The sequence below is a fragment of the Mesorhizobium sp. WSM4833 genome (genome assembly GCF_055811095.1).
The window spans coordinates 347,358-373,433 of record NZ_JBVVQG010000008.1; the positions used below are offsets into that span (position 1 = coordinate 347,358).

A 26,076-nucleotide genomic window follows, 5' to 3' on the forward strand; every position below is an offset into this window, starting at 1 on the left:
AACGATTGCTCGGCTGAGAGGTTCAAATATTCCACCCAACAGGAGTCTCGAAAGATGGATCACACCAACCACGTACGCCTCACAAGCACCGAACTGACACCAGACATTCTCGAAGACGCCACGATTTACGACGCAGACGACAACAAAGTCGGCAGCGTTTCGCATGTGCACGGCTCAGGAGCCGCCAGTCAGGTCGTCATCGATGTCGGCGGCTTTCTCGGCATCGGCGCCAAGCCGGTGGCCGTTCCCGCAAGCCAGTTGGAATTCATGCGCGATGAAGACGGCGACGTTCACGCGGTGACGAACTGGACCAAGGATCAGCTCAAGAGCATGCCCGAGCATCACGATGCATGATTTCAAGGACTTCACCTTGAACGGGAGCGGCCACTCGGCCGCTCTCTCTTAGGCGCAACAGGGTGGACAGACGATGCGGCGCGAAACCGGAGCCTGCTTCTGCGGAGGGATCGCCGCAGCCCTGGACGGAGAGCCTTTCTGGATATGCTACGATCACGACGACGATTGCCGCCGGGCCATCGGAAGTCCGCTGACGATCTGGGTTGGTTACCGGCCGAAGCAATTTCAGCTCCTTAGAGGGACGCCGAAGGCCTTTTCCCAAACGCCAGGCGTCACCCGCACGTTCTGCCCAGACTGTGGAAGCTCGATGGGCTATAGCGACGAAGGCCTGCCGGACGAGTTCTATGTGACGATCGGCTTCTTTGACAACCCTGAAGGGTTTCGGCCGCAAGCCCATGCCTATTGGGACCTGAGGCTGCCGTGGATCGAGTTTGATGACAGCCTGCCACGCATCGACCGATATTCAAGGAAGCGCGACCCGAAGTTCGGCAACCCGCGCGACCGGTAGTCGCGGTGCGTGACGCCAGGATCGGCGGAACCTGACGATCGCTAACGGGTTATTCGGGCAGACCTGTCGGGTGCGACCATGCCATCGACCGTGATCCGAAATGCGCAATACGATCCCGCCACCAGGATCCTGTCGGTCTGGTTTGTGCCGAGCGGCAGACGCTACGAATATGAGGATGTTGCACCGGCAACTTATGCCGCTTTCACCAAAGCTTCCTCAAAAGGCCGCTTCTTCAATGAGTTCATCCGCGACCGCCATCGGTACCGCCGCGTGGCGTGACAAGTTTGGACATGAGCAGGCGATGCACGGAACCTGACCGGCATCGTCTCGTTGACGTCTCGTCGTCGAAGCAAGCCAGGCAACGACAGTGTTCATCTGGACATGCTCAGGTGTTCGCACCGGCAAAGATCGATCGGAAAAGGCTTCAAGGGAGTTCAAGAGCCATGACGGCCAAGAAGCAGAAGACCGAAAGCAAGGACAAGAAGGCATTGCGCTTGGCAGAGACCACCGACGTCTCACCCAAGCAGGCCAAGGAGCTCATGCAAAAGCATGGCAAGGACAACCCCAAGGTCGAGAAGGAAGCCAGAAACTTCAAGGCGGAAGGATAGGATCCGCATGAGGCGACCTGTATGGCCCCTGCAGGTGATCGGCCAGGCAATTCGGGATTAAGGGGGTGCCCCGGCCTTTTCGGCCGCGAGCGCAAAAGGAAAGCGCAGCACCAGGTTGCGGTTCTCGTCAAAAATCTCGAAGGTCAATCCGGTACGCAGCGGCCTGCCATGCAGCAGCTCTTCGGCAAGGATTTCCTTCGCCGACGCCATCGCGTTTTCCTCAGCGCTCGCGAGATCAGAAAATTCCTGGCCCTCGGGATCCTCCTGCAAGCTTCCGCTCTCATCTCGAAGGTCGAAAAAGTACCTGGACATGCCGACTGAACTCCTGCTCATCGCGACGGTGGCATCGGAAGCGCCTGCCTCAGACTTCAGTGCCTGATGTCCCCGGATTGTCGAAGAGCACAGCGAGGCCATGCTCGATGGCGCAGGCCGCTATCAGATCATCGAAGGCCTTTCCGGAAACCGGGCAACTTGGCATCACCTCTCGAATTGCGGTCCCGGCCTTGGCGGTAGAGATCACATCGTGGCGTTTCTTGCGTGTCTCGACATATTGCTCGACCAGGATTTTCAGGCGCCTCACCGCAACGTCGTCCGTAAACATGGATTCCTGAGCCAATGCCTGAAGTAAGGCTGTCGGCCTGATCATCGGCCGACGATCTCGGGGTTAGCCGGGATTGCTCGCACAATATTTCTATGGGCAGTTGGTTCCCCCGACCGCTTGCTTGGTAATTTTCGTACAGGGAATACCCTTGCCCGGGCTTTCATCGGGCCGAACCGACAGCCGATTTTCCGATGCCGAGGCGAGCGTTCAGGCTTGCATCACCATGCGGCTGTGACGTGCAACGACACTTTCCTCATCGGTCGCAATCACGCGTACTTCCACCTTGCTCTCGGGACGACTGAGGATCTCGGCGTGGGTGTTGTTGGCGCGATCTTCAAGCACCACGCCAAGCCAGGTCAATTTTTCGCATATGGCCTTGCGGATGGTCGCGGACCGTTCGCCGATGCCGGCGGTGAACACCAGGCATTCAAGGCCACCCATCGTGTTTGCAAGCGCCGCGGCCTCTCTCGCGGCGCGAAAGGCGAAAAGCGCCATCGCCTCTTGCGCGCGAGGATCATTGCTCGCTTCGAGCGTCCTCATGTCGCCGGAAATACCGGATACGCCGAGCAGGCCCGACTTCTCGTAGAGCATCGCCTGCAGTTCTTCCGCCGCGATGCCTCTTTCCAGCAGGAAATACAACAGCACGCCGGGATCGATGGCGCCGCACCGCGTGCCCATGACGAGGCCATCCAGGGCCGAAAAACCCATCGTGGTATCGATGCTTTTGCCCCCGTGCAGGGCGCAAAGACTTGCCCCATTGCCGAGATGGGCGACGATCGTGTGTTTCGCCGCGCAAATTGGCGATATCTCGCTGAGCCGCCCGGCGATGTATTCATAGGAGAGACCGTGGAACCCGTAGCGGCGCAAGCCTTGCTCTTCATACTGGCGCGGAAGGGCAAAGCGCCGCACGAGCGGATCGATCGTCTGGTGGAAAGCGGTGTCGAAACAGCCAACCTGTGGCAGGTCCGGTTGCAAGGCGGCTATTGCACGGACGGGCGCGAGACTGCGAGGCTGATGCAGCGGAGCAAGCGGCGTAAGTTTGTCGATGGCGTCGATGATGTCTGGGGTCAGACGGACAGGTTCGATGAACTCGCTTCCGCCATGCACGATGCGATGGCCGGCGCAGATCAGGTTTCTTTCCCCAATTTCGCCCTGCACCCAATTCAGCATCTCGCCTATGGCCGCGTCACGCCGCTTGTCGGCGGTGAGCGGCCGATCGCACTGCACCGTTCCGTCGGCCGCTTTTGCGCGCAGTGTGGGTTTGTCGCCCAGGTCCAGCGTGCCGCGTGAAACGAGTTGCATATCCCGTGATGAGACAAGATCGTAAAGCGCGAACTTGATGCTGGACGAGCCGGCATTCAGCGCCAGGATCGACCGACGCATCATTGGCGCCCCTTTGTCGCGGCTTTGTCGGGCCAGCTCCATTTCTGGATTTCGGGCATGTCTTCGCCGTGCTCGCGCACATAGGCCTTGTGCTTCGCCAACCTGCCGTGGAGTTCGCCGGCAAGCCCTTCGGCCCTTTCGGCCAGTCCCGGCACGCGTTCGATGGCGGCGAGCGCGAGATGGTAGCGGTCGAGTTCATTGAGCACCACCATGTCGAATGGCGTCGTCGTGGTGCCCTCCTCGCGGAAGCCATGCACATGCATGTTGTCATGGTTGGCGCGGCGGTATGTCAGGCGATGAATGAGATAGGGATAGCCGTGATAGGCGAAGATGACGGGCCGTGTTTTCGTGAACAACGCGTCGAAGTCCCCGTCGGGCAGGCCGTGCGGATGCTCCGTGTTCGACTGCAATGTCATCAGGTCGACAACATTGACGACGCGGATTTTCAGGTCGGGGATCGCGGAGCGCAGAATGTCTGTCGCGGCCAGTGTTTCCAGGGTCGGCACATCGCCGGCGCAGGCCATGACCACATCGGGCTCCTCGTGCTGAGCAACCGTGCCGGCCCATTCCCAGATGCCCGCTCCAGCTTTGCAATGCGCTCCGGCTTCTTCAATGGACAGCCATTGCGGTCCCGGCTGCTTGCCGGCGGTGATGACATTGATGCGGTTATAGGTTCTCAGGCAATGATCGGTGATCCACAACAGGGTGTTGGCGTCCGGCGGGAAATAGAGCCTTACCGTGTCGGCCTTCTTGTTGGCGACCAGATCGGCAAAGCCCGGATCCTGATGGCTGAAACCATTGTGATCCTGCCGCCAGACATGCGAGGTCAAAAGGTAATTGAGCGAGGCGATCGGCTTGCGCCAAGCGAGCTCGCCGGAGGTCTTCAGCCATTTGGCATGCTGGTTGACCATCGAATCGACGATATGAATGAAGGCCTCATAGCATGAAAACAGGCCATGGCGGCCGGTGAGCAGATAGCCTTCAAGCCAGCCCTGGCAGAGATGCTCGCTCAGCACTTCCATGACGCGACCATCACGGGAAAGATGGACGTCATAGGGCTCGATGCGCTCCATCCAGATCCGATCGGTGACCTCGAACACGTCGTCGAGGCGGTTGGAGGATGTCTCGTCCGGCCCCATCAGGCGGAAGTTTCGCGCCTCGGCATTGAGGCGGAACACCTCGCGAAGATAGCTTCCGCAAATCCGCGTCGCCTCGGCAATGACGCCACCTGGACGCGGCACTTCCAGCGCCAGGCTTTTCCAATCTGGAAGCATCAGATCGCGCTTCAGCAGGCCGCCATTTGCGTACGGGCTTGCGCCCATGCGCCTTGTCCCTGTCGGGGCAAGTGCCGCAAGCTCCGGCAACAGGTGCCCGCTTTCGTCGAACAGCTCTCCCGGTTCGTAGCTTCGCATCCAGTTTTCGAGGATCTTGCGGTGCTCCTCATTCCCTCGAGCGTTCGATACCGGCACTTGATGCGAGCGCCAGAAACCCTCGACCTTCTCGCCATCGATCTCTTTCGGCCCGGTCCATCCCTTGGGGCTGCGCAGCACGATCATCGGCCATTTCGGGCGTTGACCATGCCATCCCGGAGCCCGTGCCTGCTCCTGAATGGAACGGATGCGATCGAGCACCGTGTCGAGCGTCGCGGCCATGGACCGGTGCATGGCAAGCGGCTCGTGGCCTTCGACGAAGAACGGTTCGTAGCCATAGCCGGCGAAAAGGTCTCGCAATTCCTGATCGTCCATGCGGCCGAGGATCGTCGGATTGGCGATCTTGTAGCCGTTTAGATGCAGGATCGGCAGGACGGCGCCGTCCGACGCTGGGTTCAGGAACTTGTTGGAATGCCATGCCGCCGCCAGCGGACCGGTCTCGGCTTCGCCGTCACCAACGACGCAGGCAACCACCAGACCCGGATTGTCGAAGGCCGCACCGAAGGCATGAACCAATGCATATCCCAATTCGCCGCCCTCATGGATGGAGCCTGGCGTCTCGGGCGCGGCATGGCTTGGCACGCCACCGGGAAAGGAAAACTGCCGGAACAGTTTCCTGAGGCCGTCTTCGCCCTGCCCGATATCGGGATAGATCTCGCTATAGGTGCCCTCGAGCCATGTGTTGGCGACCATTGCGGGACCGCCATGGCCCGGGCCGCAGATAAACAGAACATCGAGGTCGCGTTCGCGGATAACGCGGTTCAGATGCAGGTAGAGAAAATTCAGGCCCGGCGTCGTGCCCCAATGGCCAAGTAACCGAGGCTTGACGTGCTCGGCCTTCAACGGTTCGCGCAACAGCGGATTGTCGAGCAGATAGATCTGGCCGACCGAGATGTAATTCGCGGCGCGCCAGTAACGGTCCATGAGGTCGATCCGTTCGTGGCCGATAGCCTGCGGCGTCGCGGCAGCCTTGTCGTTCATCGACATCTCCAGCTTTCGGTTCGCTGGTGATAACTGGGGCATCTTTGCGCTTGAGCAACCCCCGACTGCCGCCGTCCGGGACAGTGTCGCGACCCGAGCGGCCAAGAGACCGGTCGCTATCCCGCTGGAGCGAGCGGCTCTGTCCGCAAATAGGCGGGAACCTTGAAGTCCTCCAGCGGTTAGAAACTGGAATCGCGAAGGCCAGGTTCAAGGCAGCTACCGCGAAGGACAACCTCGAAGCGTTGCACCAAAGGGAGCTAAAAAATGCTCGATCTTCCTCGTGCCCGTGATCGAATGGTCAATATCCACGTCGGCCGGCGTGGCATCCATGACCGTGAAATTCTGCAGGCGATGCGCGAAGTTCCACGCGAGGCCTTCGTAGAACCCGGTTTCGAGGAATTTGCTTATGAAGACACGCCGCTGCCGATCGCCGACGGCCAGACCATATCGCAACCCTACATCGTCGCATTCATGATCGAAATGGCGGACGTCAAACCGGGTGACCACGTGCTCGAAATCGGCACCGGCTCGGGTTACGCCGCCGCTGTGATGAGCCGGATCGTCGAACAGGTCTACACCATGGAGCGTCATCCCGGTTTGGCAGAAACGGCGAAACGGCGGTTTGAAAAACTCGGCTATCGAAACATCGAGGTCCGGACAGGCGATGGCACCAAGGGCTGGCCGCAGGCGGCGCCGTTCGATGCCATCGTGGTGACAGCCAGCGGTCCCGGCGCACCGCTCGCCCTTCAGGAGCAACTCGATGTCGGCGGCAGGCTCGTCATTCCGGTCGGCGACGACCCCGATTTGCAACGCCTGCTCAAAGTCACCCGGACAGGTGCCGCAACCTACAGCGAGGAGGATTTCGGCGGCGTGCGCTTCGTCCCTCTCATCGGCGAGCAGGGTTGGTCGGAAAACGGCACCGTCACCAAGGTCGGTCGTCCACTTCGACATCCGCATCCGATCAGCCTGCCCGATATGATCGCGGCCGCGGCTGAACCGCTGCCCGATTTCGACGATCCGGCCTTCGGCGCATTGTTCGACCGGTTCGCCGACCGGCGCGTCGTTCTGCTTGGCGAAGCAAGCCATGGCACATCCGAGTTCTACAGGGCGCGCGCGGCGATCACCCGCAGGCTTATCGAACGGCACGGCTTCACCATCGTCGCGGTCGAGGCGGACTGGCCCGATGCGGCGGCGATCGACCGCTACGTTCGCCATCGTCGGCCGCGAACAGGCGCCGGTGCGCCATTCCAGCGGTTTCCGACGTGGATGTGGCGCAACACCGATGTCGCGGCCTTCTCTGACTGGATGCGCCGTCGCAACGAGAAGCTAGAACCTTCGGAGCAAGCAGGGTTCTACGGCCTGGACATCTACAATATGAGCGGGTCCATAGGCGCGGTCCTCGACTATCTCGACCGGGTCGATCCCCCGGCAGCCAAGATTGCACGCGAACGGTATGGTTGCCTGACGCCCTGGCAACACGAACCGTCTACCTACGGCCGTGCGGTGCTCACCGCCGGCTATAAAAAATGCGAGAAAGCCGTGCTGGAACAATGCCGGGACTTGCTCGCCAGACAACTCGATTATGCAAAACAGGACGGAACCGACTTTCTCGACGCCAGTCAGAATGCTCGGCTGATCGCGTCCGCCGAACACTACTACCGGATCATGTACTATGGCGGTGCGGAGTCCTGGAACCTGCGCGACACCCACATGTTCGAGACCTTGGAACATTTGTTGGACGCCGGCGGCCCCAACTCCAAGGCGGTGGTGTGGGCGCACAATTCCCATATCGGCGATGCCCGCTTTACCGAGATGGGTGTCGTCAGGGACGAACTGAACATCGGTCAGCTCTGCCGGCAGCGTTTCCGCGATGAGGCAGCGCTAATCGGTATGGGCACGCATTCCGGCACTGTAGCGGCCGCAAGCGACTGGGATGGCGAAATGGAGGTGAAGCAGGTTCGCGCGTCGCACGCCGACAGCTACGAACGGCTTTGCCACGATTCTCTTGTGTTGCGGTTCCTGCTCGACCTCGGGCGCGACAAGACGCTGCGTGAGCGGCTGCTGGAACGCAGGCTGGAGCGATTCATCGGGGTAATCTACCGGCCGGAAACCGAGCTGGGCAGCCACTATGCGGACGCTTCCCTGCCCCAGCAGTTCGACGCGTTCCTATGGTTCGACAAAACCGCGGCAGTGACGCCGCTTGGCCCGGAGCATGCAAGAACCGGCGTTCCCGACACCTATCCTTTCGGACTCTAACCGGCGCGCGCGGCGAGCCGATGAAGCAGAGCCCTGGAACCGGAACGGTTATCTGGCTTGCATTTTTAAACTGAAATCCCGTCGAAGGAGTTTTCTCATGACCGGAACCAAACATCCGAAATGGAAAAAACCGAGCGATGCCGACTTGGCGAACAATCCTGGTATCGGGACTTCCAAGGGAACGATCAAGGAAGGCGAAGAGTTCGAGCTTGAAGGCGAGAACACGGTCGAAGGCGATGTCGAGAACGACACGACCGCTGCTGGCGGGATCGATCCAAGACAAAAGATGCGGACCAACAAATAGCATGCCGTTGGCATCGCTGCGATCAACTTCCCCGGAAGGAGTGAACCATGCCACTTGCCCTCAGCAGCGCCGCCTTTGCCGAAGGTGGACCAATTCCCGAAAGATATACACGAGACGGCAAAAACGTATCGCCGCCGCTGAAATGGTCTGGAGTACCGGACGACGCCAAAAGCCTCGTTCTCGTCGTTCAGGATCCTGATGCGCCGAGCGGAACGTTTGGTCATTGGGCGGTATTCAACATCTCCGCGGAGACAAGGGAACTTCCCGAGGCGGAAAGCGGCAAGCCAGGTCCCGGTGCCCTTAGGCAAGCAACAAATGATTTTGGCAACGCCTATTACGACGGCCCTGAACCCCCGGTCGGACATGGCGTCCACCATTACCATTTCCGGCTGGCCGCGCTCGACACGCCGAGCCTTGCCATTCCGGCCAGCGCAGGCGTCGAGCGCATCTGGCGGGAGGCGCAGAAACACTCGCTCGAGCATGCAGAACTCATCGGAACCTACGAACGCAATCCGTAAGTTGATGACCGAGGTGGCATTACCCTGCTGCTGCGCGGAACGGTTCTCCTCCTTGCCGGTTGTCTGGGAAAGGAGATGCCGCCATGTTTGGAGATATCATGTGGTTGGTCGTCGTTGCCGGCGGCCCATTGTTGCTGATCGTGCTGTTGGCCTATGCCGTCATCGCACGCCGCCGGCGTGGGCCCGCCGAACGAAGGGAAAGCGACCGGGCGACCGACCGGCTATACCATGACAAGCGTTGATCCGCATCGCAAGATATCCGATCGGAAGACATCCAATCGGCAAGACATCCAATCGGCAAGACAGGGGATCGTAAGCCGCAGCGGGCGACGACGATCCCCAACTGGGTCAGCGCATTATCCTTTGCCGCAACCACGCAAAGAACCTGCCGCTGACGGCTGAGCGGACTCGCGTCGCAGCCCAGCGCGCTTTCATGGTTGAGCCGACGTGGCAATCGCAGACGATGTCGTGCAACTGCCAGTCGTTCAGCTCGAAAAAGCGCTTTGCCTCGCCGTAGGTATCGTCTTTCAAACCCGATGCGCGCAGCACTGGATCTTCGAAAGCAACCGAAATTGCGGTTCCCTCGCCCCGCATCATTGCACGTGCTTCGGGGTGCAGATGTTCGGTGCCTGCAAACGCGCCAAGGCATCGCTCGGGATTACGCTCCAGCAGTTCAGCCCAGCGCTCTATGCGCTGATTTCGTGTCATTGCGGAATATGCAGCCGACGATTCAATCTTGGCGACGGCATGCAGTTGGTCGAGTGTTTGATGTTTCATGGCCAGCTCCTGTTGAGGCAGCGAAGCGCCCACGCCTTCAAGGGAATTACCGCGCCGTAATGCTTCGACAAGAGCGCCAGGCTGGAGAATTCGACACAACCGGATTGGGCCGACGGGATCATAAACACACGTGCTGCGTTCATCGGCGGGGGCTGCTTGTGACAAACCGCTGATCCGCGACGGGATGCATCCATGTTCATCCAGCCAATCGACTATTTCCTTGCTGTCTGGTTCGCTCTTGCCGCCGCCTCGACGCTCTATGTCGGCTTCGATCAATACCGCAACAATCCCGAACCGGTGGTGATGAAATGGGGTTTCATCCTGGTGACCCTCTATATGGGTCCATTGGGGCTGCTGCTTTATGTGCTTGCAGACAAGGAGCCACGACCGGGCGAGCATGAAGACTTCACCAGGCCGCTATGGAAGCAAGGCGTCGGTTCGACCATCCACTGCGTTGCCGGCGATGCAACCGGCATCATTCTCGCGGCGGTCATCACGGCAACGCTTGGCCTGCCGATGTGGCTCGACCTCATCGTCGAATATCTGGCGGGTTTCGCCTTCGGCCTGTTCATCTTCCAGTCGCTGTTCATGAAATCGATGATGGGCGGCACCTACTGGGAGAATGTGCGCAAGAGCTTCCTGCCCGAGTTCATCTCGATGAATTTCATGATGGCCGGCATGGCGCCCGTCATGAGCTTCCTGATGATGGGGCGCGACATGCGCGCGATGGAGCCGACCGAGTTCTTGTTCTGGGGCGTGATGTCGATCGGCGTCATTGCCGGCTTCACGCTTGCCTATCCCGCCAATGTCTGGCTGGTCGCTCGCGGACTGAAGCACGGGTTGATGACGCAGCGCCCGCAGGCGGCCGAAATGAGCAGTCGAGAGCCGACCGCCCAGCAACAGCACGCTACGCATCATGCCCGCGCCGGCGATGATCGACGACAAGGCCACGCCAACACATCCCACAAACCCAAACGCAGCGGCCATCAGATGGAGACGGACGCCACGACGCCGCAGATAGCAGCCCTCGGCATGGTCTCGGTGCTGGCGCTGGCGATTGGCATGGCCGCACCGGCGAACTGGCTGAACCTGACGCTTTCGGCACGTGACGTCGGCGGGGCGATCATGCCGCAAGGCATGATCATGGGCCGCGACACGCCGGCGGAAGCCATGCGTGACATGGCTGCAACCGATCCGCATCGCGTCACGGCATCCTATGGCCTTGCCGCCAAAGGCGACCAGGAACTGCCATTCCGCCTGGAGAACGGCGTCAAGGTGTTCGACCTCAGGCCCTCAGTGGTCCGCTGGCAGATCCTGCCCAATGTCGCGGTCGACGCCTATGCCTACAACGGCCAGATCCCCGGTCCGCGCATCCACATTCGCCAGGGCGATAAGGTTCGCATCGACGTCACCAACGACCTGCCTGAGGAGACCACGGTGCATTGGCACGGCATGATCCTGCCGAACCAGATGGATGGGCCCGCCGAGATCACCCAGCCGCCGATCGAGCCTGGGCAATCCTATTCCTACGAATTCACCGCGACCCAGCACGGGACCTATTTCTATCATCCGCATGCCAAGCCGGACCGTACCCAGGCGCTGGGGCTCTATGGGGCGCTGATCATCGACCCTGCCAATCCCGCCGACGAGGTTCAGGCTGACCACGACTATGTGATCGAACTTCAGGAATGGCTGGTGCGCGATGGACTGACCTATCCTTCGATGCCGATGGAAGGCGGTATGCCGAACTTCTTCACCATCAACGGCAAGGCCTATCCCGCAACCGACGCCATCCCCATGAAGGTGGGCGAGACGCTGAAGGTGCGTTTCATCGGCACCAATAATGGCTTCGTCCATCCCATGCATATCCATGGCGGACCCTTCGAGGTCGTCGCTCGTGACGGTGAGACGCTTCCTCCCTCGGCGCGCTTTCTGGCCGATACGATCAATGTCGGGCCAGGACAGCGCTATGACGTCGTCTGGAAGGCACGGCGTCCCGGCAAGTGGCTCATCCATTGCCACATCCCGCATCACACGACGAACAACAATGTCGAGGAAAAGGGCGGCGGCGGGCTGATGGTCGTGATCGACGTCGGTTAGATCTGCCACCCCCCTGTGGATTTACCTGTGTCATCGGGGGGCGCGTTGTTGCGCGCTACTTCTTGATAATGGTTCCGTTGCGCAAGTCGAATGCTTCGGTACCGCGAGCCTGGCGGTAGAAATCATCCTGCAATTCACCCCATTCGCCGAGAAAGGCGCCGCAATTGCTGCAATGAATTGGCGTCGACTCGTTGGCGTCGTCGGGAATGTCCATTTGGATGGTCCCACAAGCCTTGCAATCGAGTTTGTCGTCCAGCCGTCGTCCCATTTCCCAATGATTGCGCATTTTCGACCATGAGCCAATTGTCGATTTCGTACCAAATCGCATCGACCATGGCTCATCGGTCAATCGCGAGAGTCAAAAAGGACGGCCAGACCCAGTTCCCGTGCCAGCTCGATGATCGTCTCCATCAATTCATCATCTGTATCCTGCAAATAAGGCGCGTCCCTGCGAGCGGCCTCTATCGCCGCTTTGACCGAAACGATGTCGCCGTATCGCGCACTTCGAAGCTCTTCTGCCAGAAACGCCTTGGCGGTACCGACAGGTCTTATTGCCCATCTGGCGATGCTCATGCGGCTCCCTCCCATGGTCACCTCAGCTTCATTTTGATCCTGTCCAAGGTGCAGATCAATCGATGGTACGATTCCGTACGGAGCTGCCCAACCGGTTGGAGACAGCCGTGTGACGAACGCCTTGGCCAGGGTTTTCGGCGTCTCTCTGGGGTGAGTTGGGGCGAAATCGCCCGGTGGGACCGGCCTTGCGGAACCATCGCTCAGCATGGGTGTTTCTTCAAAATCTCCCTCGAAGAATGCAAGGAGCGACCATGCGCATGTCGACGATAGCTGTCGCGCTTTCCGGGGCGGTCACCATTCAGCCCGTCTACGCCCAAACTATCGGACCGCAGCTTCCCCAGGTGACGCCACCGCAGGGCGAAGCGCAGCCGGAGCTGGCGCCGCCCGATCCAGGCTCTGCCGGTTTGAATTTCACCGGCGTCGCCATTGTCGCCGTCGAGGATTTGCCGGACGAAATCAAGGCGCAGGCCGATGCCGTGATTAACCAGACCAGCGCCGAAGATTTGCTTCGCCTGCAAAGCTCCGTCGATGCCTCACCTCAGGCGACGTCGGCTTTGAGAGCGAATGGGCTCAATTCCTCGCAGGTTGTCGCTGCAAACATAGATGGCGATGGCACGCTGACGCTGATCATTCAGACGACGACTTGAGGCATCGAACCATACGCATCACTGAATCGACGAAATGCAGTCGCGGAGAGCAGCAATGGTCGAAGCCGCCGTTCGCAACTTCACCATCAATTTCGGGCCACAGCATCCCTCCGCCCATGGTGTTCTTCGGTTGGTGCTCGAACTGGACGGCGAGATCGTCGAGCGTGCCGATCCGCATATTGGCTTGCTCCATCGAGGCACCGAAAAACTCATAGAGCACAAGAACTATTTGCAAGCGCTGCCCTATTTCGATCGGCTCGACTATGTCGCGCCGATGAACCAGGAGCATGCGTTCTGCCTCGCCGCCGAAAAACTGCTCGACATAACAGTTCCAAAGCGTGGGCAGCTTGTCCGTGTTCTTTTTTGCGAAATTGGCCGGCTTCTGTCGCATCTCCTCAATGTCACGACCCAGGCCATGGATATCGGCGCCCTGACGCCGCCGCTTTGGGGATTTGCGGAGCGCGAGAAGCTGATGGTCTTTTACGAGCGCGCCTCCGGCGCTCGCATGCATGCGAATTACTTCAGAATCGGCGGCGTGCACCAGGATTTGCCTGCGAAGCTTCTCGACGACATCTGGGCTTTCTGCGATCCGTTCCTCAAAGTCTGTGACAACCTCGACGATCTGCTCACCGGCAGCCGCATCTTCAAGCAGCGCAATGTCGATGTTGGTGTGATCGGGCTGGATGATGCCTGGCGCTGGGGGTTTTCCGGCGTGATGGTACGCGGATCGGGCGCGGCATGGGATTTGCGCAAGGCACAGCCATACGAATGTTACCCTGACATGGATTTCGACATCCCCGTCGGCAAGAACGGAGACTGCTATGACCGTTATCTCGTCCGTATGGAGGAGATGCGCCAGTCGGTGCGGATCATGAAGCAATGCCTGGAAAAACTGCGGTCACCCGAAGGCCAGGGGCCGGTCGCGATTCCGAACCAGAAGATCACGCCGCCGCGGCGCGCCACGATGAAACGCTCTATGGAAGCGACCATCCAGCATTTCAAACTTTATACCGAGGGGCATCGCGTGCCGGCGGGAGAAGTCTACGCCGCGGTTGAAGCGCCAAAGGGAGAATTCGGCGTTTATCTGGTTTCTGACGGGGGCAACGTCCCTTACCGGTGCAAAATACGTGCGCCATCTTTCGCCCATCTGCAGGCGATGGATTTCCTGTCTCGAGGGCACATGATCGCCGACGTTGCCGCGATCATCGGGTCGCTCGACATCGTGTTTGGCGAGATAGATCGTTAGTCCTCGGCAGGTTGCGCGCTTGCCCCGCGATGCAGAAATTCCCTCTCATGCGTGGACGGGAGGCTCTTCATTCTCGTCGGGGTTGGGCAGCGGAGTCTCGTCCGGAAGCGTTTCCGGTTCGGGTTCCTCGATCGGCTCCGGCTTCCATGTTGGAGGCGGCACGGGCATATCGCGATTTGGGTCTGGCTGTCTTGGCTGTGGCATCTAACTATCTCCGTTCAGTCGGAACAACTCGTCCGCCGTGGCATGGTTCCTGGCAGAATCCAGCCATCGAGATCGTTGCGCCCTCAAGGCAGGCGCACGTTGGTCCGCCCACGGATGCCGGCGCAAAAGTTGCAGATCGTTCGGAACCGGTCGGATTTTCGAGCCGTTGTCGTCGAAATCGACCAAGGAGAAGCGTGATGAAGGACAAGTCAGGAGATATCGACCATACATTGCCGCAGGTCGCCATCGACGATCAGCAGGTGCGACAGCTGGCCGCCACGACCGATTTGCCGTCAAGGCAGGCACGCGAACTGGTGCGCCGTCACGGCAACGATCCCCGCAAGCTAGTCCAGGCCAATGGGCATCGACGGCGCAAGCCGTTGGCATCAGATTTCCAGCAAGGCGTAGGGGCGGCCGCCAGGCTTGGCCACATGCATGGCGACGTTGTAGACCTTGGCTCCGCCAGGCGTTTGGCCTTCGTAAGAACCGCGATGTGCATGACCGTGCACGACAGCACTGACCTGAAATCGATCGATCGTTTCGGCCAGACGTGAAGAGCCCAGAAACGGAAATATTTCCAGCGGTTCTCCCGCGACGGTGTCGGCAATCGGCGCGTAGTGAAGGATCACCAGCGTGCGCTTGGCCCGCACCTGGCGCATCGCATTTTCAAGTCGCATTGCCTCGTTCACGCTTTCCGCGACCATCGTCTTGATCGCCGGTTCCCCGAATGAGCCGAGCATGCGTGACCCGAAGCCGCCTATGAATCCCTTCACGCCGACAAAACCGACCTCCTCGATTTCGACTGTCTGCCCGTCGAGGAGGTGAACATGCGCCTGCCGCAGGATCTTCGTGACGTCTTCCACCGCACCGGACTCGTAGTCATGGTTGCCGAGCACCGCCACAACCGGGATCGAGCAGTTGCGCAGATCCTCGGCCAGCATCTCCGCTTCACGAGGCTTGCCGAGATTGGTCAGATCTCCCGTGAGAACGAGAATGTCCGCTTCGCTCGATATCTCGCCGAAGAGGTCTCGATACGAGTTTTGTGCATCTTCCCGCACATGGAGATCCCCGACCGCGGCAACTTTGAGCGCGCGTGCGCCGTCCTTGGGCGCGCTGCTCTTGACGGGATCAGCCATCACGGAATTCTCCCACACCACCGACGCCGGCGAAGCCCCATTCCTTGACGTCGATCTCGTAGTCGGTTTGCGAAAGCAGCCGCCCACGGCAGATCTTCATCCTTGGAGACGGCAATTGCCGTTGCTTGGCGAGGCGGTCGAGCAATTCATCGAGCAACCACGCCGGGATATGATCCCGCTCGCTCGGATAGATCCATCTGAAATTGATAAGCTGCATCAACAGAACCTCCCAATGAACCTCCAGATAAGAAAGCAGCCGGTGCCAATCGATCTGATCGCCCGCCTTGAGAATCGTATGAGCGATATCGGCGCCGTCGTGTCGCCCTCTGTCCTGGATAAAGCATTTGGACCAGATGAGTTCGGTCGGGCCGATGATCCGCACCCTGCTGCCCAACAGCTCGGTTTGGCGGGCGTGTTCCAGCCACAGGTCGCCAACAGGCACCGTGCCGTTGGCCGAGCCGAAGATGACGTCGAAGAAATGCGTGCCCTTGAACACCTTGCCGAGCCACCGGTCGTCCTCGATTTCGACGGCATATCCAAGCTGCTTGAAATGGGCGAGGATCCGCGCGTAGTCGCCTGCCTTGCAGAAGATATCGAGGTCCTTGGTCTGGCGGGTGACACCCGTATAGGCGCTTACCGCGTAGGTCCCGGCGACCAGAAAGGGAATGTCGGTGGCGGCAAGCTCGCGGATTGCTTCGGTATAAAATACCTCCGCCTCGGCATTTTTGAGCGTCGGCGCCGCCTTTGCGTCAATCATGGGAAGCGAGACCAGAACGTTTTCAGGCAATGGGCCATTGGTCATGAAACGATGACTCCGAATCCGGCAACCGGCAGTCGCCCGCTGTGGTAACAACGTGAACCCCGCCTGGTTCCGCTACCGGGCGGCCAGCCAAAGGTTCATTCTCGTCACGTACTGGAAATTTCGGGATCGCGCCTGCCGATCCAAGCCCGGCCCAACGTCATCGCCGGCGCGCAAGTCTCTATGTCGCCTCGGAACCGGCCCATGCCGCCGCCAATGTCCCATTGGCCCAAATTTGAAACACCCCGTGGGTGCTCGATCTCGATCGTTTTAGAGTTTATTGGGCTTACCCAATCGGGTACAAAGCTGAAGCCGAGGCGCTTGATCTAACCGCACCCCGATCGGCGTGCGCCAAGCCATCATCAGGACCATCAAGGCATGACCCCCTCGCCTCCCTTTCTCGGCTTTCCCGACCGTCTTGCAGATAGCCGCGTGCCTCGTGCGGTGATCTTCGGGGCCGGTCACGGCAGCACCTATCCCGGCAAGGACAGCAGCGGCTATGCCTTGGCCGCCAACGCCATCCGTGCTGCCAGCCAGGACGATGCCGCGTTCGTCGAGCACTGGGATTTCGATCTTGGCGGCCCGCTGTTCGACGGCAAGCCGGACTCTTGCGTCGACGCCGGCGATATCTTGACCACCATGCATGACAATGCCGGCAACCGGGCCAGGATCGAGGCAAAAACGCGCGAGATCCTGACGTTGCCGGCTGTGCCGATCCTGATCGGCGGCGACTGTTCCATGACCATTCCCTTCCTCGCCGGCTTTGCAGAGCACGGGCCGGTCTGGGTCCTGCAGATCGACGCCCATATAGACTGGCGCGACGAGGTTCATGGCGAACGCCACGGCTATTCGAGCCCGATGCGCAGGGCGAGCGAGATGCCGCATGTCGCCGGCATGGTGCAGGTCGGTCTGCGCAGCGTCGGCAGCGCGCGCATCGCCGAAATCGAAGCAGCCCGGCGCTATGGCAGCCGCTTCGTGACCGCCCGCGAGGTTCATGCCCAGGGCGTCGAGGCCGCGCTACGGCATATTCCGGAAGCCGCGCGGGTCGTCGTCACCCTCGACTGCGACAGCCTTGATCCAAGCATCATGCCGGGCGTGGCGGCGCGTACACCCGGCGGCCTCACCTACACGCAGGTAATCGACCTGATCGCCGGCCTCGGCAAACGGGCCAGGATCGCAGGATTCGACCTTGTCGAGTTCTATCCTCCGGCCGATATTGACGGCCTGTCAGCGCTGACCGCCGCGCGCCTTCTTGTCAATGTGGTCGGCACCGTCGTCCGGCAGGTTTGATGTCAAAACCCTGCTTTTCGCCGCAGACCGGCCCAAAAGCGCGTGAGCGAGCTTGCGGTTGAAATGCCCTTTTTGACACCTGGGTATTCGATCCTGCCTCGTCCGACCGGCTCGTCGCTCCAGACCAGGTTGAAAGCAATGCCCTTGAGCCCAAGCTCCCCGATCCGGCGTACGATCGTCTCCTGCAGATAAATATCGGATGTTCGCACCCCGTCGGCACGCTCGGGCAGCTTGAATATCTCGGTACCGCCGATTGCGTCCGCTCGAAGGACGAGGCTTTCGATCACCATGACGCCGCCATCGTCAAAGCGAACGATCTTTGAACGTTCCTCGTCCAGCGCATCGATCACGGTGGTGACATTGAAGAGCGATATTGGCTCGTCAGCAGGAAGCGGCAGGAATTCACCGTATGGTTGGAGGGTTGGCCGAAGCAACTTCGACGCCCTCGCTCGCAGGATGAGCACATGCTCGCCAAGCCATGGAAAATCTGAATATTGCCGGAGCGTACCGTCGTCGTGTTCGCGCAGGATCTCCATCCTGGGCGGATGCCATTGTGTCTGCTTCCGGCCGCAGAGCGTCGAAAACAGCTGGTAGTCGTCCGCCTGCCGAGGAAGGACCCATTCCTGTCCTTCGATCACGCTCAGGACATAGATATTCATCCGGTCCCCCGCACATCATCGCCTTGGTAGGCTCGGCCTGCTGCGCTGCTCTTCGCGCGCGTTCTCACCGCTGATCCGCGACGGCCATTTGCGGCACCGGCGGCAATTCGGGTGCATCCATCCCTTTGAAAGGGTCACGCCAGGCGTCGATGTCTTCAAGTCGACGGTACCAGCGGCTGACAGAGGGATAATCGTCGAGCGGCAGTCTGGCGGCGTCGTTGAACGGTAGGAAGGTCGCCATTCGAAAATCGGCATAGGAAACCGAATTGCCGACCAGCCACTGCCGCTCGGCAAGCACGGCGTCGAGTATTGCCGCAGCCGTATGGAATTGGTTCAGGCCCTCCTCCACCCGCTTCTGATCGATCGGGCCGATGCCGTACCGCTGTTTCGTCCCACGTTCGAAATGCACCGTGTCGCAAGCGAGTGCGAAGTGCTCCTTGCCCCAGCTGAGCCACCGGATCATCTCAGGTTCGTCATCGCCGGTGCGCCAGAAATCCGAATGCGCGTGGCGCGACAGCCTGCAGGCTATGGCGTCTGCCTCCCAGAGGCTCTTTCCCTCATCATCCACAAGGATGGGCAGTGAGAGGTTGGGATTTAACCGGCGAAATTTCTCCATTTGCCCGGCAGCGAATGGCGAGGCGAATTCGAAGTCCAGTTTCGTTTCGAGATAGCGTGCGACCGCGACCGCCAATCGAGGATTGGGATTGCGGCTGAAGTACAGCTTCATTGGGCACCGACGATCTGGGCGACCACGCAATAGTCGATCATGAGCAGCCTCTATGCAGCTTCGAAGTCAGCCCAAGCGCCCATGTATCCCAATGGATTGGGCTCGCCTTTCATCATCGTTTTTCGCCAAGCTTCCTGCTCGGCATTCATCAGAGCCAATTCCCAAACACAGGCAATAACAGGTCTCTTAACCGTGTCCATCGGTTCGGTTGCGGAATACAGCTTCCGATAGATGTGCTGACAAAGCACCGAACCCTGTATCCACCAGTGAGCTAAGATGGACACACCGAGCTCACCAGGATGAATGATCACAAAGCCCATGCCATTCTCGTCACCCTCGTCCGCCACACGCGGCAGAACCTCCTGTCGCACGAATGACTGCGCCAGAGTCGCCATGGGTTCGTCGATCTTTTTGTTGTCTGCGACGAGACCATAGACTTTGAGCTTGAGACCACCAATGTCCCATTGGCCCAAATTTGAAACACCACGTGGATGGTAGATCTCGATCGTTTCAGAATTCACTGAGCGCACTCCAATTGGCTATTGGCAGCAGACGTACCCGATAGCTCATCACGCGACTTGCACCCGGCGCGATCAGCATCAGGCCTGGTTTGTCGACAAAATCACCATCGAAATCCACCGGGCTTGCAAGGCCGTGCCAGGGTTCGATGCAAAGGAACGGCGCGCCGCCCGGCTTTGACCAGACGCCCAACTCCCGAACCCCTTGCCAGGATATTTCCAGAGCCGGGCCACGCTCGGGGGCATAACGCACGCTGGAGCTTGCGGGCTGGTCCATGATCATGGCGTCCTCCTCGAACAACCGCTCGGAGAGCGGGAGTATGTTGCCTTCGACAGGCGTCGGCTGCGGCGTTTTCAGCAGCAGTCCGTCCTTAAGGCGGCGGATCGGCGCCGGCTCATCATCGGCAAAGATCAGCCGGTAGTCCGTCTTGGCCTGATCCGGCTGCAAGGGCCAATTGAATGCCGGGTGCGCCCCGATCGATGCCGGCAGGAGCTCATCACCAGTGTTGGTGATGTCGAAAGTCACATCAAGCTGCTGGCGGACCAGCGTGTAGGTCACTTCAAGCCGAAAGGCGAACGGATAGCGCGCCCGGGTGTCGACATCGTCGGTGAGCACCAGCGTGCAGGATCGCGGCCCCTTCCGCGCCCAGGCAAACGGCTTGTCGCGCGCGAACCCGTGCTGCGTCATTGGATAGGTCCGGCCGCGATGGCGCAGATGATCGCCCGCCAGCCGCCCTACGATCGGGAACAGCACCGGCGAGTGACGCCGCCATTCCGGCCCCGCCTGCCACAGGAATTCGAATCCGTGCGCATCTTGCAGCGAAATCAGTTCGGCGCCCTGCGCAACGATGGTCGCCGAGATACCGTCGCCATGAAGCGTTTGGCTGTCCTGTGCCACATTTCCTCGCGGGTCGTTGTTAAAGGCCGGCGCGGTGGGCAGACTAGCAAAAGCGCTTCGGGACTCAAGGTGCAGCCTGGTTCTGCAGGAACGAATTGTGGCCGGAGGATCTCCCTCCGGCCACCTCTCCGCATCAAGAGCAATAACCCGCCCACAGCGGATAGTCGTTATTCGCGTTCGCCGGTGAAATTCAGCAGCAGCTGGAAGATGTTGATGAAGTTCAGATAGAGCGAGAAGGCGCCGAAGACGGCAAGTTTCTGGCGCGATTCCGCGTCGAAATTCTCGGCATACTGTTCCTTGATCGTCTGCGTGTCCCAGGCGGTCAGGCCGATGAACACGGCGATGCCGATCACCGAGATGGCGAACTGCAGCGCGGTCGAGCCGAGGAAGATGTTGACGATGCTGGCGATCACCACGCCGATCAGGCCCATGATCAGGAACGACGAGAACTGGGTCAGGTTGCGCTTTGTCGTGTAGCCGTACAGGCTGGTGGCGCCGAACATGGTGGCTGCGATGAAGAAGGTGCGCGCGATGCTGGTTCCGGTGAACACCAGGAACACCGAGGCGAGCGAGAGGCCCATGACCGCGCAGAAGGCCCAGAACATCGCCTGGGCACTCGCCGCGGACATGGTCTGCATCTTGAACGAGAACAGCATGACGAAGGCGAGCGGTGCCAGCATCACCACCCATTTCAGCGGGCTGGAGAAGATCGGCACGTAGAGCGCCGGCGTCGACGAGATCATGAAGGCGACGAGGCCGGTGACCACCAGGCCGACACCCATGTAGTTGTAGACGCGCAGCATATGCTGGCGCAGGCCCTCGTCGAAGACGGCTCCGGTTTGGGCGCCGGCGCCGACGCGATATCCCAGATTGGGGGTGTTCATTTGCGTTCTCCTTTGTGGATCGATCAGTAGAGCGTCTTGGCGAGCGTCTCTGCGGCGCGGTCGAGGTCGTGGACCTCGCTTCGTCCGACCACCGCATAAGCCACATCGCCGATCTGGAAATAGGCCGATGAAATGTCGCCCGAGGGCGCGATCGTTGGCTTGACGACGTCGAAGGTTCCAGGCCGGATCGCAAACAGCGACACCAGCCCCATGTCTTTCGTCTCGACCGCCATCTCGACGCTCGGACCAAAGCGGGACGGATAGATCTGCACATCGCGGACCTTCCAGTCCTTGGGCAGCGACGGCATGACGATGGCGGTCGCGGCGCGAATCTCGCCGGCGTTGTAATTGGGCGCCTCGGGCTGCGACGGCATGCTCTCGCGCACCAGCGTGGTCCTGTGGGCCCGCACTGCGTCGTCGACATAGGCGGGCGGCTGCGGCGAGGCGACGACCTTGGTCACCGACATCGGCCCGATGATACCGTTCGCCAGCCACCCGGCGGCGACGAAGACAGCAACCACCGCGGCGCGCTGCAGCACACCGAAGATGCGGCCGCGGGCAAGCCCCCTCTCCAGCCGCCGCGCGGCATCGGCGGTCGCGGGCCGTGCCATGCCTTTGGAGCCGGCAAGCGCCACGCGCAGTTCATCGCGGGTCCTGAGATCCGACATCACGCGCGCCGCCGCCTCCGGGCGAGCGGACAAGAATGCCTCCACCTCGATGCGGCGGGCGACGTCGATCTGGTCGTCGACATAGGCGTCGAGGTCGATATCCGTCACGGGATCGACAGTTGCGGTCATGAAGGGCCTCCAACGATCCTGAGGTGGTTTTTTGCCTTCGCCGGCTCCTCCATCTCGCGCAGTGCGGCGCGCGCCCTGCCGATGCGCGACATCAGCGTGCCGAGCGGCACGCCGCTGGCGTCGGCGGCCTGCTGGTAAGAGAGGCCTTCGATGGCGACGAGGTGCAGCGCTGAACGCTGTTCTTCGGGCAGGCTGAAAAAAGCCTGGCGCACCTGCGCCAGGCGCACCGAATGTTCCTGTGGTGCCGGCGTGCTGCCGTCGGCCAGGTATCCAGCCTGTTCGACGCGCGACGCCTCGGACTTGCGGGCCCGCATCCTGTCGATGAAGGTGTTGTGGACGATCGACAGCAGCCACGCGCGCAGGTTTCCGCCGGAGCGGAAGGTGCTGCGCCGCTCATAAGCGCGCACCAGCGCGTCATGGACAAGGTCCTCGGCGTCGGTGCTGTCGCGCGTCAGCGAGCGCGCATAGCGGCGCAGCGAACCGAGCTGTCCTATGATGTCAAAGCGTGGCATCGGCGGTTTCATGTCCTGTTTACGGAGCATGTGGGGATTTTAATCCCTGCCCTGCCAATTTTTTCCTTTGGAGGACATCGTTCGAATGCAACGATTGATGCCGGCATCAATCTTATCATCGGCATCGCCACGATGTGCCATGCCCGGTGGATCGTGCCTACTTCACACGCCTCTTCTCCAGCTTCCGCGCCAGCGTCCGGCGGTGCATGCCCAGCCGTCGTGCCGTCTCGGAAATGTTGAAGTCGGCTTCCACCAGCGTCTCGTGGATGCGCTCCCATTCGAGGTTCTTTATCGAGGTTGGCCGCTCGGCGAGCGGCACCGAAGCATTGCCCTCGACCTGGCCGAAAGCCGCTTCAATGTCGTCTGTATTGGCGGGCTTGGCGAGATACTGGCAGGCGCCGAGCTTGATCGCCTCGACAGCGGTGGCGATGCTGGCAAAGCCGGTCAACACGACGATCCGCATTTCAGGATCGTGTTCGTGCAGCGCCCTGACGCACTCAAGGCCCGAGCCGCTGGCAAGCTTGAGATCGACGACGGCATATTGGAAGGCAACGGTGCCGATCAGCGCCTGCACGCCGTCGACGCTCCGGCAGCTATGCGTTTCGTAATCACGCCGTTCGAAAGACCGGCGCAGTGCGTTGGCAAAGGCGATGTCGTCCTCGACGATCAGCAGCGTGCGTTTAGTCGGCATTGTGCCCTCGCGGAGACAGAGCAGCCAGCGGCAGATGCAACGTAACCGAAGCTCCCCCCTCGGTTCTGTTTCTTACGGTGACGCTGCCCCCCAACTTGCGGATGACATTGACGACCAGAAACAGGCCGAGCCCGCTACCTGGCCGGTTCTTGGTCGACGTGTAGGGCTTGCCGAATTCAGCAAGCATGGCTTCTTCAAATCCCGGTCCCGCGTCGACAACTTCGATGATGAGATCGTCCGCGTGGCGGCTGACGATCAAACCGACCCATAGAGGCGACGCTTCAAGTGCGTTGTCCAGTACATTGAACATCACCTGTTTGAGCGCGGGATCGGAGACGATCTCCTGGTTGGCGCCGAAACGCCTGGTGTATTCGAAACCTTGCGGCAGCCGTGTCGACTTCCATTCGGCCACCAGCTCCGCCAGAAAGGCATCGACGGAGGTGCGAACCGTGCCTTCGCCGCGCAATTCGCCCGACGACATCAGGATTCCCGAAACGATCTTCTTGCAACGGTCCAACTGGCCCTGCATCTCCCGGATTTCCTGCGCCAGATCCGGATCGGCCTCGAGAACCGGCATGCGCTGCCAGTCGTTGAGGATGACGGAAAGCGTAGCCAGCGGCGTGCCGAGCTCATGCGCGGCGCCAGAGGCGAGCAGGCCCATCCTGACGATGTGAGCCTCCTCCGCCGATTGCTGGCGCAAATCCGCAAGATGAGCGTCGCGGGTGCGAATGTTGTTCTGGACCCTGGTGATGAACAGCACCAGAAGCGTTGCCGCCAGGACGAAACAGATGAACATGCCCTGAATGTGCAGGCTGAACAGCCCGGCACCGTGTGCGGCGGGCAGGCTGATCTCACGGTAGAAGGTGGTTAGCGCGATGAAGCACGTGCTTGCAATGAGGACAAGCGCCCAGACCGACCATGTCTCCAGCAGTACCGCGCCCAGGATGACCTGGAGCAGGTAAAGCGAAATGAAGGGATTGGACGCGCCGCCGCTCAGGTAAAGCTGGACCGTCAACGCGGTGACGTCGAGCAGCAGTCCAAGAAACAGCTCGGTGTTGGTGATCGCGTCCTGGCTGCTGTGCCGGCGCAGGCTGGCGACGTTGAGAGCGATCAGCAGCAGGATCACCACTGCCATCGGCACCAGCGGCAGCCCGATGCCAAGCGCGTAGCGGACGAACAGGATCGTCACGATCTGACCGCCGACCGCGATCCAGCGCAGTTGGATCAGAAGCAGAAAATTCTGCTTGTTGGTCTTGTCGTGCAGCGTCATTGGGCCGGGAGGTCCCCAGCCCTGGCCAAGCAGGTCACTCAAGCGGGAGTCCGATCCAGGCGCTGGTTGAGCCGCAGCGCCAGCAGCGTGCATAGCGCTCCCGACAGCAGATAGGCGCCTGACGAGATCAGCCCGAAATGGGCGGACAGGAACAGGGCGACAATGGGGGCGAAGCCGGCGCCGAACAGCCAGGCGAGATCCGAGGTCAGCGCAGCACCTGTATAGCGGTAGTTCTTTGAAAAATTCGAGGCGAGTGCTCCCGAAGACTGGCCGAACGACAGGCCGAGCAGGACGAAGCCCAACACCATGAAGACGGACTCTCCGACGAAGCCGCCATCGAGCAGCTGTGGCGCGAAACCGCTGAACACGGCAATGGCCACCGCCGAGCCTCCAAGCAAGGGCCAGCGCCCGACCCGGTCGGCAACGACGCCCGAGATCGCGATTGCCGCCAGGCCGAAGAAGGCTCCGATCGTCTCGATGACCAGGAACCGTGCCGGTCCCTCGCGCGTGAACAGGAATATCCAGGACAGAGGAAACACCGTCACCATGTGGAACAGGGCGAAGCTCGCCAGCGGCGCGAAAGCGCCGAGCACGACAGTGCGCCCTTCGGCGCGCAACGTCTCGCGGACGGAAGTCGGCTCCAGTTCCTGGCCTTCGAACAGTTTGGTGTATTCCGGCGTCACCACGATGCGCAGCCGCGCGAACAGGGCGACGACGTTGATGGCGAAGGCGACGAAGAACGGGTAGCGCCAACCCCAGCTGAAGAAGTCTTCAGCCGACAGATTGCCGACGAAATATGCAAACAGGGCACTGGCGACGATGAGCCCGAGTGGCGCGCCCAGCTGCGGGATCATCGCATACCAGCCGCGACGCTTTTCGGGGGCATTCAACGCCAGCAGCGAGGCAAGTCCGTCCCATGTCCCGCCCAGCGCCAGTCCCTGACCGATCCGGAACATGGCCAGCAGCCAGGCCGAAGCCGGGCCGATCTGGTCGTAACCGGGCACGAAGGCGATCGACACGGTCGAGGTCCCCAGCAGGAACAGCGCGATGGTGAGCTTGGCGCTGCGTCCGTAGGCGCGGTCGAGCGCGGTGAAGATCGCCGTCCCGATCGGCCGCGCGATGAAGGCAAGCGCGAAGATGGCGAAGGAGTAGAGCGTGCCGGTCAACGGGTCGGCATATGGAAATACGAGCTTGGGGAAAACGATGACGGAAGCGATCGCGTAGACGAAGAAGTCGAAGAATTCCGACGTCCTGCCGATGATGACGCCAACGGCGATTTCGCCGGGCTTCACCTCATGATGCCGCGCATTGATCCGTCTTGCGTCGGCTTCGATCTTCGAAGTTGGGCTCACAGCATTCTCCGTCGCCCCGCCGCGGTCTCATACGATCGCTTGCCATGTGCGCG

31 protein-coding genes are annotated in these 26,076 nt (G+C 60.7%); 12 read left to right on the forward strand and 19 right to left on the reverse strand.

All coding sequences use genetic code 11. The annotated features are described in order from the left end of the window. Positions 1-54: 54 nt before the first annotated feature. The 4 genes from AC0L2D_RS18825 to AC0L2D_RS18840 all read left to right on the forward strand — a co-directional run bounded on the left by AC0L2D_RS18825 (position 55) and on the right by AC0L2D_RS18840 (position 1,470). Complete coding sequence (locus AC0L2D_RS18825; RefSeq protein ID WP_013531539.1) at positions 55-354, forward strand: PRC-barrel domain-containing protein; 300 nt, start codon at positions 55-57, stop codon at positions 352-354. A 73-nt stretch (positions 355-427) separates the two neighbouring features. Further along, entirely contained in the window at positions 428-862 is a 435-nt protein-coding gene (locus tag AC0L2D_RS18830) for a GFA family protein (protein ID WP_473541882.1), read from the forward strand. Between the two features lie 78 nt (positions 863-940). Beyond that, entirely contained in the window at positions 941-1,141 is a 201-nt protein-coding gene (locus AC0L2D_RS18835) for a KTSC domain-containing protein (protein WP_013531537.1), read from the forward strand. A 164-nt stretch (positions 1,142-1,305) separates the two neighbouring features. Beyond that, positions 1,306-1,470, forward strand: a complete 165-nt coding sequence (locus AC0L2D_RS18840) for a hypothetical protein (RefSeq protein WP_013531536.1) — start codon at positions 1,306-1,308, stop codon at positions 1,468-1,470. A 57-nt stretch (positions 1,471-1,527) separates the two neighbouring features. Here AC0L2D_RS18840 and AC0L2D_RS18845 read toward each other — a convergent pair whose 3' ends face one another. The 4 genes from AC0L2D_RS18845 to AC0L2D_RS18860 all read right to left on the reverse strand — a co-directional run bounded on the left by AC0L2D_RS18845 (position 1,528) and on the right by AC0L2D_RS18860 (position 5,865). Further along, positions 1,528-1,884: a DUF6894 family protein gene (locus AC0L2D_RS18845; protein ID WP_395387698.1), complete on the reverse strand. Its 357-nt coding sequence runs from the start codon at positions 1,882-1,884 to the stop codon at positions 1,528-1,530. Beyond that, positions 1,832-2,071 (reverse strand): hypothetical protein, encoded by a 240-nt coding sequence (locus AC0L2D_RS18850; RefSeq protein ID WP_027163493.1) that lies wholly within the window; start codon positions 2,069-2,071, stop codon positions 1,832-1,834. The genes AC0L2D_RS18845 and AC0L2D_RS18850 overlap by 53 nt, the downstream gene beginning before the upstream one ends. Before the next feature lie 207 nt (positions 2,072-2,278). Beyond that, on the reverse strand, positions 2,279-3,457 hold the full coding sequence (locus AC0L2D_RS18855) for an acetate/propionate family kinase (protein ID WP_473541885.1): 1,179 nt from the start codon (positions 3,455-3,457) through the stop codon (positions 2,279-2,281). Continuing rightward, a complete protein-coding gene (locus tag AC0L2D_RS18860) occupies positions 3,454-5,865 on the reverse strand; it encodes a phosphoketolase family protein (protein ID WP_473541887.1) in 2,412 nt (803 codons plus the stop codon). Before AC0L2D_RS18860 ends, AC0L2D_RS18855 begins: the two co-directional genes overlap by 4 nt. Before the next feature lie 264 nt (positions 5,866-6,129). On the opposite strand from AC0L2D_RS18860, the gene AC0L2D_RS18865 reads away from it, so the two are divergent. From AC0L2D_RS18865 to AC0L2D_RS18880, 4 genes are all read left to right on the forward strand, one after another. Next, a complete protein-coding gene (locus AC0L2D_RS18865; protein WP_473541889.1) occupies positions 6,130-8,121 on the forward strand; it encodes a protein-L-isoaspartate(D-aspartate) O-methyltransferase in 1,992 nt (663 codons plus the stop codon). A 97-nt stretch (positions 8,122-8,218) separates the two neighbouring features. Continuing rightward, positions 8,219-8,425, forward strand: a complete 207-nt coding sequence (locus AC0L2D_RS18870) for a hypothetical protein (protein ID WP_013531530.1) — start codon at positions 8,219-8,221, stop codon at positions 8,423-8,425. Positions 8,426-8,472: 47 nt separating this feature from the next. Continuing rightward, positions 8,473-8,943, forward strand: coding sequence for a YbhB/YbcL family Raf kinase inhibitor-like protein (locus AC0L2D_RS18875; RefSeq protein WP_473541892.1), 471 nt, complete (start codon positions 8,473-8,475; stop codon positions 8,941-8,943). 83 nt (positions 8,944-9,026) lie between these two features. Next, positions 9,027-9,185, forward strand: coding sequence for a hypothetical protein (locus AC0L2D_RS18880; RefSeq protein ID WP_473541894.1), 159 nt, complete (start codon positions 9,027-9,029; stop codon positions 9,183-9,185). 106 nt (positions 9,186-9,291) lie between these two features. Here the strand turns inward: AC0L2D_RS18880 and AC0L2D_RS18885 are convergent, their stop codons facing one another. Further along, complete coding sequence (locus AC0L2D_RS18885) at positions 9,292-9,720, reverse strand: hypothetical protein (RefSeq protein ID WP_013531527.1); 429 nt, start codon at positions 9,718-9,720, stop codon at positions 9,292-9,294. Positions 9,721-9,912: 192 nt separating this feature from the next. Here AC0L2D_RS18885 and AC0L2D_RS18890 point away from each other — a divergent pair, with 192 nt between their 5' ends. Beyond that, positions 9,913-11,820, forward strand: a complete 1,908-nt coding sequence (locus tag AC0L2D_RS18890; protein ID WP_473541896.1) for a multicopper oxidase domain-containing protein — start codon at positions 9,913-9,915, stop codon at positions 11,818-11,820. A gap of 55 nt (positions 11,821-11,875) precedes the next feature. Here AC0L2D_RS18890 and AC0L2D_RS18895 read toward each other — a convergent pair whose 3' ends face one another. Together AC0L2D_RS18895 and AC0L2D_RS18900 are read right to left on the reverse strand one after the other, a co-directional pair. After that, positions 11,876-12,034, reverse strand: coding sequence for a hypothetical protein (locus AC0L2D_RS18895; protein ID WP_013531525.1), 159 nt, complete (start codon positions 12,032-12,034; stop codon positions 11,876-11,878). A 131-nt stretch (positions 12,035-12,165) separates the two neighbouring features. Beyond that, complete coding sequence (locus AC0L2D_RS18900; protein WP_013531524.1) at positions 12,166-12,393, reverse strand: hypothetical protein; 228 nt, start codon at positions 12,391-12,393, stop codon at positions 12,166-12,168. Between the two features lie 251 nt (positions 12,394-12,644). On the opposite strand from AC0L2D_RS18900, the gene AC0L2D_RS18905 reads away from it, so the two are divergent. Both AC0L2D_RS18905 and AC0L2D_RS18910 read left to right on the forward strand, forming a co-directional pair. Then, entirely contained in the window at positions 12,645-13,040 is a 396-nt protein-coding gene (locus AC0L2D_RS18905; RefSeq protein ID WP_473541898.1) for a hypothetical protein, read from the forward strand. 55 nt (positions 13,041-13,095) lie between these two features. Beyond that, complete coding sequence (locus tag AC0L2D_RS18910; protein WP_013531522.1) at positions 13,096-14,286, forward strand: NADH-quinone oxidoreductase subunit D; 1,191 nt, start codon at positions 13,096-13,098, stop codon at positions 14,284-14,286. A 590-nt stretch (positions 14,287-14,876) separates the two neighbouring features. On the opposite strand, the gene AC0L2D_RS18915 is transcribed toward AC0L2D_RS18910, so the two are convergent. Beyond that, positions 14,877-15,626: a metallophosphoesterase family protein gene (locus tag AC0L2D_RS18915; protein WP_013531519.1), complete on the reverse strand. Its 750-nt coding sequence runs from the start codon at positions 15,624-15,626 to the stop codon at positions 14,877-14,879. Next, the gene (locus AC0L2D_RS18920; protein WP_063168036.1) at positions 15,619-16,428 is read right to left on the reverse strand and encodes a nucleotidyltransferase family protein; all 810 of its coding nucleotides are present in this window, start codon (positions 16,426-16,428) and stop codon (positions 15,619-15,621) included. Before AC0L2D_RS18920 ends, AC0L2D_RS18915 begins: the two co-directional genes overlap by 8 nt. A gap of 375 nt (positions 16,429-16,803) precedes the next feature. On the opposite strand from AC0L2D_RS18920, the gene AC0L2D_RS18925 reads away from it, so the two are divergent. Further along, positions 16,804-17,715 (forward strand): agmatinase, encoded by a 912-nt coding sequence (locus AC0L2D_RS18925; protein WP_224674201.1) that lies wholly within the window; start codon positions 16,804-16,806, stop codon positions 17,713-17,715. 2 nt (positions 17,716-17,717) lie between these two features. On the opposite strand, the gene AC0L2D_RS18930 is transcribed toward AC0L2D_RS18925, so the two are convergent. From AC0L2D_RS18930 to AC0L2D_RS18975, 10 genes are all read right to left on the reverse strand, one after another. After that, the gene (locus tag AC0L2D_RS18930) at positions 17,718-18,374 is read right to left on the reverse strand and encodes an imm11 family protein (protein ID WP_473541901.1); all 657 of its coding nucleotides are present in this window, start codon (positions 18,372-18,374) and stop codon (positions 17,718-17,720) included. A 64-nt stretch (positions 18,375-18,438) separates the two neighbouring features. Continuing rightward, positions 18,439-19,101 carry a glutathione S-transferase family protein gene (locus AC0L2D_RS18935; RefSeq protein WP_024505208.1) on the reverse strand — a complete coding sequence of 221 codons (663 nt, stop codon included), beginning with the start codon at positions 19,099-19,101 and terminating at the stop codon, positions 18,439-18,441. Positions 19,102-19,151: 50 nt separating this feature from the next. After that, the gene (locus tag AC0L2D_RS18940; RefSeq protein ID WP_027163485.1) at positions 19,152-19,622 is read right to left on the reverse strand and encodes a hypothetical protein; all 471 of its coding nucleotides are present in this window, start codon (positions 19,620-19,622) and stop codon (positions 19,152-19,154) included. Continuing rightward, positions 19,612-20,517, reverse strand: coding sequence for an aldose 1-epimerase family protein (locus AC0L2D_RS18945; protein WP_473541903.1), 906 nt, complete (start codon positions 20,515-20,517; stop codon positions 19,612-19,614). Before AC0L2D_RS18945 ends, AC0L2D_RS18940 begins: the two co-directional genes overlap by 11 nt. A 167-nt stretch (positions 20,518-20,684) precedes the next feature. Next, positions 20,685-21,401, reverse strand: a complete 717-nt coding sequence (locus tag AC0L2D_RS18950; RefSeq protein ID WP_473541905.1) for a Bax inhibitor-1/YccA family protein — start codon at positions 21,399-21,401, stop codon at positions 20,685-20,687. Between the two features lie 23 nt (positions 21,402-21,424). Then, positions 21,425-22,198: an anti-sigma factor family protein gene (locus AC0L2D_RS18955; RefSeq protein WP_473541907.1), complete on the reverse strand. Its 774-nt coding sequence runs from the start codon at positions 22,196-22,198 to the stop codon at positions 21,425-21,427. Continuing rightward, positions 22,195-22,710 (reverse strand): sigma-70 family RNA polymerase sigma factor, encoded by a 516-nt coding sequence (locus tag AC0L2D_RS18960; protein ID WP_174299063.1) that lies wholly within the window; start codon positions 22,708-22,710, stop codon positions 22,195-22,197. Before AC0L2D_RS18960 ends, AC0L2D_RS18955 begins: the two co-directional genes overlap by 4 nt. Positions 22,711-22,867: 157 nt before the next feature. After that, on the reverse strand, positions 22,868-23,401 hold the full coding sequence (locus tag AC0L2D_RS18965) for a response regulator transcription factor (protein ID WP_024505205.1): 534 nt from the start codon (positions 23,399-23,401) through the stop codon (positions 22,868-22,870). After that, positions 23,391-24,671 (reverse strand): ATP-binding protein, encoded by a 1,281-nt coding sequence (locus AC0L2D_RS18970; RefSeq protein ID WP_063168039.1) that lies wholly within the window; start codon positions 24,669-24,671, stop codon positions 23,391-23,393. Before AC0L2D_RS18970 ends, AC0L2D_RS18965 begins: the two co-directional genes overlap by 11 nt. A 38-nt stretch (positions 24,672-24,709) precedes the next feature. After that, positions 24,710-26,023, reverse strand: coding sequence for an MFS transporter (locus AC0L2D_RS18975; RefSeq protein WP_024505203.1), 1,314 nt, complete (start codon positions 26,021-26,023; stop codon positions 24,710-24,712). Between the last annotated feature and the right edge of the window lie 53 nt (positions 26,024-26,076).